Source organism: Kitasatospora kazusensis (assembly GCF_039529945.1).
In the GTDB taxonomy this organism is placed as follows: Bacteria; Actinomycetota; Actinomycetes; order Streptomycetales; family Streptomycetaceae; genus Kitasatospora; species Kitasatospora kazusensis.
This window is the reverse complement of sequence record NZ_BAAANT010000025.1, coordinates 91,325-101,905: the sequence shown is the minus strand read 5'-3', so window position 1 is coordinate 101,905 and position 10,581 is coordinate 91,325. Positions and strand designations below refer to the sequence as shown.

The 10,581-nt window shown below is 73.0% G+C and carries 13 protein-coding genes; 2 read left to right on the top strand and 11 right to left on the bottom strand.

Annotation, left to right across the window (positions count from 1 at the left end; all coding sequences use genetic code 11):
• Both ABD330_RS20885 and ABD330_RS20880 read right to left on the bottom strand, forming a co-directional pair.
• The coding region (locus ABD330_RS20885) for a WXG100-like domain-containing protein (protein ID WP_486327079.1) at positions 1-232 on the bottom strand (232 nt) is incomplete at its 3' end.
• 615 nt (positions 233-847) lie between these two features.
• Complete coding sequence (locus ABD330_RS20880; RefSeq protein ID WP_344467333.1) at positions 848-1,246, bottom strand: DUF4440 domain-containing protein; 399 nt, start codon at positions 1,244-1,246, stop codon at positions 848-850.
• Between the two features lie 97 nt (positions 1,247-1,343).
• Between ABD330_RS20880 and ABD330_RS20875 the strand changes: the two genes are divergently transcribed.
• Positions 1,344-2,075 carry a class I SAM-dependent methyltransferase gene (locus tag ABD330_RS20875; protein WP_344467331.1) on the top strand — a complete coding sequence of 244 codons (732 nt, stop codon included), beginning with the start codon at positions 1,344-1,346 and terminating at the stop codon, positions 2,073-2,075.
• 85 nt (positions 2,076-2,160) lie between these two features.
• Positions 2,161-2,649: a GNAT family N-acetyltransferase gene (locus ABD330_RS20870; protein ID WP_344467329.1), complete on the top strand. Its 489-nt coding sequence runs from the start codon at positions 2,161-2,163 to the stop codon at positions 2,647-2,649.
• Positions 2,650-2,688: 39 nt separating this feature from the next.
• Here ABD330_RS20870 and ABD330_RS20865 read toward each other — a convergent pair whose 3' ends face one another.
• The 9 genes from ABD330_RS20865 to ABD330_RS20825 all read right to left on the bottom strand — a co-directional run bounded on the left by ABD330_RS20865 (position 2,689) and on the right by ABD330_RS20825 (position 10,498).
• Complete coding sequence (locus ABD330_RS20865) at positions 2,689-3,318, bottom strand: TIGR03086 family metal-binding protein (protein WP_344467327.1); 630 nt, start codon at positions 3,316-3,318, stop codon at positions 2,689-2,691.
• A gap of 242 nt (positions 3,319-3,560) precedes the next feature.
• Positions 3,561-5,060, bottom strand: a complete 1,500-nt coding sequence (locus tag ABD330_RS20860) for a cytochrome P450 (RefSeq protein WP_344467325.1) — start codon at positions 5,058-5,060, stop codon at positions 3,561-3,563.
• 145 nt (positions 5,061-5,205) lie between these two features.
• Positions 5,206-5,823 (bottom strand): GTP-binding protein, encoded by a 618-nt coding sequence (locus tag ABD330_RS20855; protein WP_344467323.1) that lies wholly within the window; start codon positions 5,821-5,823, stop codon positions 5,206-5,208.
• Entirely contained in the window at positions 5,804-6,163 is a 360-nt protein-coding gene (locus ABD330_RS20850; RefSeq protein WP_344467321.1) for a DUF742 domain-containing protein, read from the bottom strand. The genes ABD330_RS20855 and ABD330_RS20850 overlap by 20 nt, the downstream gene beginning before the upstream one ends.
• The gene (locus tag ABD330_RS20845; RefSeq protein WP_344467319.1) at positions 6,160-6,567 is read right to left on the bottom strand and encodes a roadblock/LC7 domain-containing protein; all 408 of its coding nucleotides are present in this window, start codon (positions 6,565-6,567) and stop codon (positions 6,160-6,162) included. The genes ABD330_RS20850 and ABD330_RS20845 overlap by 4 nt, the downstream gene beginning before the upstream one ends.
• Positions 6,564-8,147 (bottom strand): sensor histidine kinase, encoded by a 1,584-nt coding sequence (locus ABD330_RS20840; RefSeq protein WP_344467345.1) that lies wholly within the window; start codon positions 8,145-8,147, stop codon positions 6,564-6,566. The genes ABD330_RS20845 and ABD330_RS20840 overlap by 4 nt, the downstream gene beginning before the upstream one ends.
• 528 nt (positions 8,148-8,675) lie before the next feature.
• Complete coding sequence (locus ABD330_RS20835; protein ID WP_344467317.1) at positions 8,676-9,206, bottom strand: ferritin-like domain-containing protein; 531 nt, start codon at positions 9,204-9,206, stop codon at positions 8,676-8,678.
• Between the two features lie 176 nt (positions 9,207-9,382).
• Positions 9,383-9,688 carry a WhiB family transcriptional regulator gene (locus ABD330_RS20830; protein WP_344467314.1) on the bottom strand — a complete coding sequence of 102 codons (306 nt, stop codon included), beginning with the start codon at positions 9,686-9,688 and terminating at the stop codon, positions 9,383-9,385.
• Positions 9,689-9,829: 141 nt separating this feature from the next.
• Complete coding sequence (locus ABD330_RS20825; RefSeq protein ID WP_344467312.1) at positions 9,830-10,498, bottom strand: TRM11 family SAM-dependent methyltransferase; 669 nt, start codon at positions 10,496-10,498, stop codon at positions 9,830-9,832.
• Between the last annotated feature and the right edge of the window lie 83 nt (positions 10,499-10,581).

The window sequence follows — 10,581 nt, the reverse complement described above, 5'->3', positions numbered from 1 at the left end:
CCGTGTAGTCGGCCCAGTGCTTGGCCAACGCATCGGCCGCAGCGCCCTGCTGACCCTCCAGGGCCTGCTTCATCGCGGCGTCCGAGGCGTGCGCGGCATCCTGAAGGCCCGCGCCCACCTTCCGCCAGTGGTCGGCCATCTCCCGCAACTGGCCCTCGTCGGCCTCCGGCCAACGGGTACCGGCGAGAAGCAATAGGACCCACTGCAGAGGCTCGGGGAGTTCGACAGCCATCGGGTCAGCGCCTTCCGCTCTGGTTCAGCACGCTTGCCGGTCGTGCCCTCCTGGCCGCCGTTCCCGTGCGCGCGGCACCGGGAGCGGGTACCGGCCCCCGCGACCGCACGAAGCAGGAAAGCGACCGCAGCAACGATCTTCCCCAACCTGTTTCACCTCAGGTGGCGGATTGGGCAGCAGCGTTATGAACAACCGGCGAACGCCGGACTTCGCCAGGCCACGGATTCCCCCCACGGCACTGGTGTCCCTGCGGAAAGCGCCTCCCGGCGGGGACCGCTGTCGGTCCGTCGGGCGCACGACGACGGCCCGGCCCGCGGCGAGTTCCACGCCGGACCGGGCCGCTCCACCGGTCTGCGCAAGCTGCAAAGCCCCTGCTGTCCAACGGAGTTGGGCGATCCGCCCCGCCTGCCGCATCCTGCGGCTGCTCTCCTCCTCCTACCGACTCGTCAGGAGGAGGAGAGCAGCACTCCTCCCGACGGGTCGTGCGCGTCGCCGTCCACCAGGATCGGCGACGCCCCGGTTCCTACCGCCTCCGCGCGCCACCGGCCTGCGGACCGCGCGGCCGAACGCCCTTCAGCCTGCGGCCTCCCGGACCACGGGCGCCCGCAGTCGCGGTCAGGGCTGGTCGATCCAGGCGAACGCCGCGATCCGCCAGCCGTCCGGGGTGCGGACGAACTGGAACGCCTTGGTCCCGCCACCCTCGAACGGCTCGCCGTCCAGCACCCCGGACTTGCGGTACTCGCCGAACCGCGACGCGATGTCGCCCACGATCTCGGTCCGCTCGGAGGTCTCCCACTCGGAGAACTCGACCAGCCGGCCGTCCGCCAGCAGCCGCTCGCGGGGCTCGATGAACCCCTCCACGGTGTAGGCCGTGAACTGCGGGCCGGTCATGGTGATCACACCGCCCGGGAGTACCAGCCGGCGGATCCGGGCCACATCGGCGGTCTTGCCGCCCCGGTTGTCGAAGGCGCCGAAGAACTCGGCCGTCAGCTCATCAAGCTCGATCTTGGACATGGCGCGACAGTAACACGTCCGAATTCCTTCACCGGTGCCAACTTCTCTCGCCTCGAACTCTGTTGAGGCCCGCAGACCGACCGCATACTGTTGTGCGATGCTCTCGGATGCCGACAACGCCGCCCTGTACGACGTCCTGAACCCGTGGGACCCGGCCCGCTCCCCCTGTGACGCGTTCTACAGCGGCCTGGTGCTGGCCGCCGACACCGTCCTGGACGTGGGCTGCGGGACGGGCGGCATGCTGCGCCAGGCCCGCGCGGCCGGACACCGCGGCCGGCTGGTCGGGCTCGACCCCGACCTCGCGGCGCTCGACCGGGCCCGCCGGAGCGCCGATGTCGAGTGGGTGGCCGGGGTGGCGGCCGAAGCCGCCTGGGACGGCGAGTTCGAGCTCGCGACGATGACCGGCCACGCGTTCCAGAGCCTCATCGGCGACGACGAGCTGCGCGCGTCGCTGGCGGCGATCCGCACCGCACTCGGCTACGGGGGCCGGTTCGCGTTCGAGACCCGCCACCCGCAGGCCCGCGCGTGGGAGGACTGGAACCCGTCGAACGCCTCCGAGATCACGGACCCGGCCGGCCGCAGGCTGCGGGTGTCGCACCACGTCGAGTCGGTCGTCGGCGATGTCGTGACGCTCACCGAGACGACCGGTGACCCGGACGGCACCGTCCTGCGCGTCGACCGCGCGAGCCTGCGCTTCCTGGACGTGCCGGCGCTGGCGGGGTTCCTGGCAGGAGCCGGCTTCGCGGTCGAGGCCCAGTACGGCGACTGGCACCGGGGTCCCGTCACCGGCGCGAGCCAGGAGATCGTCACGCTCGCGCGCCGGATCTGAGCGGACGGCCGCCGAGCCCGCCGGGCGCACCCCGGAGGGGGTAAAGCGGTGGCGGAGGCGGCGCCCGGACCGCCATCCTGTCCGCATGCTGATCAGGGAAGCCACACCCGAGGACTGGCCCGCCATCTGGCCCTTCTTCCACCGGATCGTCGCCGCGGGCGAGACCTTCACCTACCCGCTCGACCTCACCGCGGACCAGGCCCGCGACTGGTGGCTCCTGGCGGCCCCGAACCGTACGGTCGTCGCGGTGGACGAGAGCGGCACCGTCCTGGGCACGGCGAAGATGAACACCAACCACCTGGGCAACGGCTCGCACATCGCGGGTGCCAGCTACATGGTCGATCCGGCGCACTCCGGACGCGGCGTGGGCCGGGCGCTGTGCGAGTACAGCGTGGCGTGGGCCCGTGCGGCGGGCTACCGGGCGATGCAGTTCAACGCGGTCGTCGAGACGAACGTGCACGCGGTGAAGCTCTACCGGTCCCTCGGCTTCGAGGTGCTGGGCACCCTCCCGGAGGGTTTCCGGCACCCCACGGAGGGCTACGTCGGGCTGCACATCATGTACCTCGCACTCTGAATCCACCGCGCACTCCGAGGCCCCGGCGGACGTCCGGGGTCAGGTCCCGTGGTCCCGGCGCGGGGAGGACGGTGTCCAGTTCGCGTCCCGTCCCGCCCTGGCCAGCAGGACGGTCAGCGGGCCGCTGTCCGGCCCGACCGGGAGCGCCGGGGCGAACTGGCCGGTGGCGGGGAGGTCCTGGTAGGTGCGGAACTCCTCCCAGGCGAACCGGACGATCGTCTCGGACAGCCGTCCGGATCCGCCGAGCGCCTTCGCCAGGTCCCAGGTGTGCAGGGTGAGCTCCGTGGTGAGTTCGACGCAGTAGCCGAGGCCGTCGCGCGGCCCGTAGGAGAGCCGGACCTGCCGGTCGAGCGCGTCCGGGGTGTGGAAGGCGCCGGAGGCGTTGGTGCGGCCCATGCTCCACATCCCGACCGGGTTGACGCCCAGCACGTCGCCGTCGAACCGGCGACCCGTGGAGGCGATGGTGCCGCCGTTGACCAGGGGCGACACCCAGAGCAGCTGCGCGGTGGCGTGGTTCACCAGGTCACGGATGCTCCAGTCGGCGCAGGGCGTGGGGGCGCCCCAGCCCGCGACGGACACCAGGGCGACGAGCCGGTCGAGCTCCCCCACGACCTCGTCGTAGACGGACAGGACGGTCCTGTGCGCACCGGGTTCGTGGTAGCACGACATCGGCAGCCTCCGTCCGGCACGCACACGTACGTACGTACGAGCGACGGTCTCCGACCGGCCCGTACCGCCTGCCCGGACTCCTCCGGGCCGCGGGAGTGCGCGAACGCCGCGGAGAACCGTCCACCACCAGGGTTCCACAGGTCCCGGCATCTGCCGAGCCCTGTGCCCGGGGGCGGATCGGCAACGGGCCGGGACAGCCGACACCGGCCGGGCGGAACGGGCCGCCCGGCCGGCTGCCGCCGTCAGCGCCACAGCCTCCCGGTCAGCGCGCTCCACCAGCCGCGCCGGCGTCGCTGCCGGGGAACGGCGGCGGGCGGGCCGGCGGGCGGCGCGACCGGCGGGCCGGCGGTCGCCACGGGCATCGGCGCAGGCATCGGCACAGGCGGCGTCGCGGGCACGGCCGGTCCGGCTGCCGTCGTCCCACCCGCCGTCTCCCCCGCAGGCGTCCGCGCCGCCGCTCCCGGAGCGGCCCCGGTGGCCGGCCGCGCGGTGAACCGCACCGGCAGCTCGACCAGGTGCCGGGACAGCCAGGCGGCCGTCCAGGTCAACTCGTCCTCCTCGATGGTGAGCTGGAGGTCCGGCAGCCGGGTCAGCAGGATGTCGATGCCGGTCTCCGCGATGGCCCGGCCGATGTCCTGGCCGGGGCACTCGTGCGGGCCGCCGCCGAAGGACAGGTGGGAGCGGTTGCCGTGCAGCGGCTTCGTCAGGTCGGGGCGGACGGCCGGGTCGACGTTGCCGGCCGCGAGGCCGAGCAGCAGCATGTCGCCGGCCTTGATCTGCCGGCCGCCGAGTTCGGTGTCGCCGGTGGCCCAGCGGCCGGCGACCAGCGACATCGGCGGGGAGTCCCAGAGGACCTGGTCCAGGGCGTCCGGCAGCGTCATGTGGCCGCCGGACAGGTGGGCGCGGAACCGCCGGTCGGTGAAGGTGAGCTTCAGCGTGTCCGCGATCAGGTTGACGGTCGTCTCGTTCGCGGCGAGCAGCACCACCCGCAGGTGCTCCAGCACCTCGTCGTCGCTCAGCCCGGCGTCGTGCTGCATCAGCCAGGACACCAGGTCGGGGCCGGGCGTCACCCGCTTGCGGTCCATCATCCGGCGCAGTGTCGCGACGACGTAGTCGTTGCTCGCGATGGCCGTCTCGGTGCCCTTCATCAGGTCGCGGGCCGCGTCGACCAGTCGCGGACCGTACTCCTCGGGCATCCCGAGCAGTTGCGTCAGCACGAGCATCGGCAGGTGCTCGGCGAACTGAGCCACCAGTTCGGCCCGGCCGGTGGGCCCGAACTCCTGGATCAGCTGGTCGGCGTAGCGGGTGACGTAGCGGCGGATCCCGCGGCCGTCGAAGCGGTTCAGGCTGTCGGTGACCGCTCCGCGCAGGCGCTTGTGCTCCTCGCCGTCCGCGAACACGCACAGCGGCTGCCAGGCGATCACCGGCATCAGCGGGGAGTCGGCGGTGACCCGGCCCTCCTGGAACGCCGTCCAGCGGCGGGAGTCCCGCGAGAACCGCGAGGGCGTGCGCATGGCGCTGAGGTTCGCGGAGTGGCCGAGGATCAGCCAGGCCGGGATGTCGCCGTGCAGCAGCACCGGCGCCACCTCGCCGTGCTCGGCGCGCAGCTTCTCGTACAGGCCCGCGGGGTCGGCCTCGGCCTCCGGGCCGTAGAGCCGCCGCAGGCCGGGGGCGGCGAGCCCGTGGGCGGGGCAGCCGGGGGGCGGGGTGTGGGAGAGGTCGTCAGGGAAGTGGGTGGTCACGGTTTCTCCGGGGTCGGCGCGAGGCGGTCATCGTGGGGGAAGCCGTCGTGAGCGGTGGTCGTCGGGGGTCGGGGTCAGCGGGGCGGCGGTACAGGGGGAACCGCCGCGGAACGGTGGTGGTCAGGGGCGCCGGCGGGTGGCGCGGTCACCCCGCGGGCGGGGCCGCGTGGTGGTACAGGTAGCGCATCAGGGCCAGCAGGACGTCCCGGCCGGACTCGCGGGTCCGGGCGTCGCAGGTGACGATCGGCACCTCCGGGGGCAGGTCCAGGGCGGTCCGCAGTTCCTCGATCCGGTAGGTCGGGGACTCGGGGAAGGTGTTGGCGGCGACGACGAAGGGGACACCGCGGTCCTCCAGCCGCCCGATCACGTCGAAGCTGACTTCCAGCCGCCGGGTGTCGACCAGCACGACGGCGCCGAGCGCGCCCTCGAACAGGCCGTTCCAGAGGAACCAGAACCGCTCCTGCCCGGGTGTGCCGAACACGTAGAGCACCAGTTCCTCGCTGATGCTGATCCGGCCGAAGTCCATCGCGACGGTGGTGCAGGTCTTGCGTTCGACCCCGGCGGTGTCGTCGACTCCCGCACCGGCCTGGGTCATCGTCTCCTCGGTGGTGAGCGGGCGGATCTCGCTCACGGCGCCGACCAGGGTGGTCTTGCCGACGCCGAAACCACCGACGATCACCACCTTCACCGCCATCGCGGCGGAGGCCGGGAGCAGGTCCACGGCCTGCGGGCCGAGCACGGTCTCAGAGCTTCTGAAGTCCACGGATCACCGCCTCCAACAGGGCACGGTCGGGAAGGATCGCCGGCGGCACGCAGGCGCGGGCCTCGATCCGGCCCTCCGCGCGGAGGTCCGCCAGCAGGACGGTGACCACGCTCACCGGCAGCCGCAGGTAGGCGGAGATCTCGGCCACCGACAGCGGGGAGCCGCAGATGCGCAGGATCGCCGCGTGCTCGGGCTGCATCGTGGGGGTGGGCTCGGACCGGGAGACGATCAGGGTGACCAGGTCGAACGTGCTCTGCCCGGCCGTGCCGCTGCGGCCGCGGGTGATCACGTACAGGCGTTCGGGGCTGCCCTCGTCCCAGTCCTGGCCGGCAGCGCTCACGCGACATGCCCGCTGGTGCGCGCGGGGGTGCTGAGGTGCTCGCCGATCCGTGCGACCAGGTCCCGCATCCGCTGGCCCACCAGCCCGGCGTCGACGCCCTCGTCGGCCAGCACCGCGAGGTAGGCCCGGGACCCGGCCGCCATCAGGTAGAAGAAGCCGCCGCCCACCTCGATCACGACCAGCCGCATCCGGCCGTCGCCGTGCGGGAACTCGTGGCCCACCGCGGCGGCCAGGCTCTGCAGACCGGCGCAGGCGGCCGCGAGGCGGTCGGCGCTGTCGGTGTCGGTGCCGTACTGGGCCATCCGCAGGCCGTCGGCGGAGAGCACGATGACGTGCCGGGCGTGCGGGACGCCGTCCGCCAGTTCCTTGAGCATCCAGTCCATGTTGGTCCGCTGCTGAATCACTGCTCGCCCTTCCCGGCCGACTCTTCGCTGTTGTGGCCGGCCGCACCGCCGGACGGCGCCTCGCCGTTCACTCCCTCGTGGAACGCGGCCAGCCACATGCCGGGCTGCACCGGTGTCCGGGCCGGCTCGGCCGCTCTCGGCTCCGGGGGCCTGGATCCGTCGTGCGCGCCCTTGCGGGCCGCCGCGGCGTAACGGCGGCGCTGCGGCAGGCCGTTCGGAGCCCGTTCGCTCACCAGCAGGCTCTCGGCGTCCTCGGGGCCGGAGCCCGGGAGGGCCTCCGTGGACGCCTCGAAGGAGGAGCCGAAGGAGGACTCGAAGGAGAAGTCGAAGGAGGAGTCGGCGGCGTAGGCGGAGGACAGCACGGTCGCCTGCGACCGGGCCGCGACCGACGGCCGGGGGCCGGGGGTCACGCCGATGCCGTGGGTCCGGCCGGCCGGCACCGTGGTGATCAGCTCCTGCGGCACGATCAGCACCGCGCGCACGCCGCCGTAGGCGGAGGGCCGCAGTGAGACCTGGAACCCGTACGCCTGCGCCAGCCGGCCGACCACGGCCAGGCCGAGCCGGGGGGTCTCGCCGAGGTCGTTCAGGTCGATCCCGGCCTGCGCCTCCTTGAGCATCCGCTCGGCACGGGCCCGGCCCTCCTCGCTCAGGCTCAGACCGCCGTCCTCGATCTCGATCGCGATGCCGGTCTGCACCTCCACCGCGGTCAGGTGCACCCGGGTCTGCGGCGGCGAGTAGCGGGTGGCGTTGTCGAGCAGTTCGGCCAGCACGTGGATCAGCGGCTCGGCGGCGGGTCCGACCACGGCCACCTCGGAGACCGGGTGGAGCTCGACCCGCTGGTAGTCGAGGATCCGCGAGATGCCGCCGCGCAGCACGCTGTACAGCGGGACCGCCCGGCTCCACTGGCGGCCGGGGCGCGCGCCGCCGAGGACGGCGATGCTGTCCGCGAGGCGGCCGACCAGCGCGTTCCCGTGGTCCAGGCAGAGCAGGTCGTCGAAGACCGCCGGGTCGTTGCCGTGCCGGTCCTCCATCTCGCGCAGGTCCTGCGCCTGCCGGTGGACGATCGCCTGCACCCGGCGCGCGATGTTGACGAAGGCGCGCTGCGCGGACTCGCGCAGGCCCTCCTCGTTGTCGACGGCCTCCAGGACGGTACGCAGCACGGCCTGCCGGGCGGCCCGGAACTCCTGCCCCACGACGGCGTCGTGGGACTCGTACGTCTTCACCACGTCCTCGGCGAACTCTCCGCGCTGGAGCCGGGCGACCGCCTCGGGCAGCGCGGCCTTCGCCAGGTGGACCATCTCGGCCTCCTGCCGGGCCAGCCGGCCGCACAGCTCGGCCTCCTGCCGGGCGGACTGCTCGCGCAGGGCCGCCAGCGCCTGCCCGCGGCGCGCCGCCTCGACGGCGACCACGGCCACCGCCACGACCGCCACCACCCCGCAGCCCCGGACGACGCCCGCGCGGGCGCCGGTGACGGCCGACGCGGCGACGACGGCCGCGGCGGCCGTCACGAGCGCGGGAAGGAGCCACACCAGGACGGGCGCGGGGCCCGGCCTCCCGGGTGACGTTCCGGCACGAAGCATCAGCATCCTCAAACGGTCGAAAGAGCACGGGAACGGACGGGTGGTACCGGCTTCGGCTGCGTGGCGGCTGCGTCCGGCAGGCGGCCCGCCGCGCCGCGCCGGCCGTCGCGACCTGGCGCGACGGGGGGTGCGGTGGGCTGGACCGGAAGCAGCATAGCCGGTTTCAGAAAATTTCCGACGAACCCTCAAAAACATTACCTGCCAACTGATTTGGAGGTTTTCCGCCTAATGGACCGACCATTTCGAACACCAGTGGGAGGCATCCGACGGGGGCTCCCTCGCTTCGTCCGCCGAGGGTGGAGCTGGCACCAGGCTTGCCCCGTCCGGGCCCGTCCTACCGGCTTCCCGGGCCGATTTCGCTCATGCGAGGGGTCCCACCGGGAAACGGCCCCCCACCACCGGGCACCCGTGGTACGCGGGATCCCACGGCGCCCCCACAGGCCGTCACAACGGCGTCCGGCGTCGCTCCGGACGGAGCGACGCCGGACGCCGTTGTGACGTGATGCCTGAGGGCCCGGCCCGCGAGGCTCAGACGTCGGCTTCGAGGAAGGTCAGCATGTCGTCCGCGTGCTCCTCCTCGCGCGCGAGGATCTCCTCCAGGATCCGCCTGGTGGTGGGGTCGCCGTCCCCGAGCCAGCCGATCATCTCGGTGTAGGAGGCGATGGCGATCCGCTCCGCGACCAGGTTCTCCCGGATCATCTGCTGGAGGTCCACGGCGGGCACGTACTCCGAGTGCGACCGCCCGACCGCCCGGCCCGGGTCCAGGTCCGGTGTGCCGCCGAGCTGGGCGATCCGGGCCGCGAGCAGGTCGGCGTGCCCCTGCTCCTCGTTGGAGTGCACCAGGAACTCCTGGGCGATCGGCTCGGAGTTGAGCCCCTTCGCCATGAAGTGGTGCTGCCGGTAGCGGAGCGTGCAGACGATCTCGGTGGCCAGGGCGGTGTTGAGCAGTTCGACCACCCGGGGCAGGTCCGCCCGGTAGGCCTCGGTGACCGGTCCCTTCATGATCTGGGTGCGGGCCTTCGCCCGCAGCGCCTGGACGTCGGTCAGGAAGTCGGCCATACGGTCCTCCGGGATCGGGCGCTCGGATCGGAGCGCGGGCGGGAGTCGGGTCCCCCGCCTGCTTCACCCGATCACCGATGGTCCGGCCCCGCGCGACGGCGGATCCGGACGGGTGAGCGTGGATCCCCGGCCACCGGCCGCAGCGCGGCGGCGCGTGTCCCGGGCGCCGACGGCGGTCAGCGCCGGGCCCGCTCGCGGGCCGCCGTCCGGGACCGCCTGACCAGGTCCTGGCGCTCGTCCTCCGTCAGGCCGCCCCAGACGCCGTAGCGCTCCCGGGCGGCCAACGCGTACTGCGCGCACTCGCGCCGCACCGGGCAGTGGAAGCAGATCTCCTTGGCGACGTCCTCGCGCTCGTCGTGGACCGGTCCGCGTTCGCCCGGCGGGTGGAAGAACAGGCTGCTGTCCACTCCCCGGCAGGCACCTTTCAACTGCCAGGCCCAGTACTGCTCGAAGGCTCCGGGAAGGCGGGATATGTCACTCATCGGTGTGCGCTCCTCTCCACGCGGTTCGGGGTTCGCCTGCCCCGGTTGCCGGCGGCCATGCGCGGAGGATGCGGCCCTGCCCGAAAGAGCCCGGACGGCACCGGCCGCCGCCGCACAGGGCGGCGGCCGGTGGAGCGGGCGCTACTTGCTCGCCATCAGCAGGTACTCGTGCGAGCGGTTGGTCCGCATCGGGTCGCCGTCGCTCGTCCGGCGGTTGTAGAGGTGGACGCGCTCGTCACCCAGCGTGAGATGACGGCCGAGTACGCGCGCGGCGTCCCAGGCGAGCGGGACGAACCGGTCGGCGATGCGACGGTTCTGGACGGCGATCACCGCGTGGGCGCCCGGCCGCATCACGTTCGCGACGGCGGCGAACGCCTCGTCCAGTGCTGCCAGGTAGTCGTCGTACTCCCGCAGGGCGTAGAACTGGCCCTCGTCGGTCGCGTCGGTGTCCAGGTTGGTGCCGAAGTACGGCAGGTCGCACATGACCAGGTCCACCGAGCCGGGCTCCAGCGGCGGCTTCCGGGCGTCGCCGGTGAAGATCTCCTGGCCGGGGTACGCCTTCAGCCACCGCCGGGCCTCGTCCGCACGGTCCGGGTTCACCTCGATCCCGAATCCGCGCCGGCCCTCGACCGAGGCCGCCACGAGCGTCGTGCCCCACCCGGCGAACGGGTCGAACACCAGGTCACCGGGCTTGCTCAGCTCGACGATCAGCGGACGCAGCTGGCTCACCAGCCCGGCCTGACCGGCCGCTTCGGGGAAGCCGTGCTCGGGGTCGTCGGCCCCCATGACCAACCAGCTGGCAACCGCCATCAGGATCACCGTTCCTTCCATGTCGATAAAATCGGACGATCGTCGGGTACGCGCCGCACGAGGTGGCGGCAACGCGGCGGGCG

What these genes read in the sequence shown, in the direction of transcription:
- ABD330_RS20870 (WP_344467329.1), top strand. Translation starts at nt 2,161, where the DNA reads ATGCTGATCAGGGAAGCCACACCCGAGGACTGGCCCGCCATCTGGCCC.
- ABD330_RS20880 (WP_344467333.1), bottom strand. Translation starts at nt 1,246, where the DNA reads ATGTCCAAGATCGAGCTTGATGAGCTGACGGCCGAGTTCTTCGGCGCC.
- ABD330_RS20835 (WP_344467317.1), bottom strand. Translation starts at nt 9,206, where the DNA reads ATGGCCGACTTCCTGACCGACGTCCAGGCGCTGCGGGCGAAGGCCCGC.
- ABD330_RS20865 (WP_344467327.1), bottom strand. Translation starts at nt 3,318, where the DNA reads ATGTCGTGCTACCACGAACCCGGTGCGCACAGGACCGTCCTGTCCGTC.
- ABD330_RS20875 (WP_344467331.1), top strand. Translation starts at nt 1,344, where the DNA reads ATGCTCTCGGATGCCGACAACGCCGCCCTGTACGACGTCCTGAACCCG.
- ABD330_RS20830 (WP_344467314.1), bottom strand. Translation starts at nt 9,688, where the DNA reads ATGAGTGACATATCCCGCCTTCCCGGAGCCTTCGAGCAGTACTGGGCC.
- ABD330_RS20825 (WP_344467312.1), bottom strand. Translation starts at nt 10,498, where the DNA reads ATGGCGGTTGCCAGCTGGTTGGTCATGGGGGCCGACGACCCCGAGCAC.
- ABD330_RS20840 (WP_344467345.1), bottom strand. Translation starts at nt 8,147, where the DNA reads ATGCTTCGTGCCGGAACGTCACCCGGGAGGCCGGGCCCCGCGCCCGTC.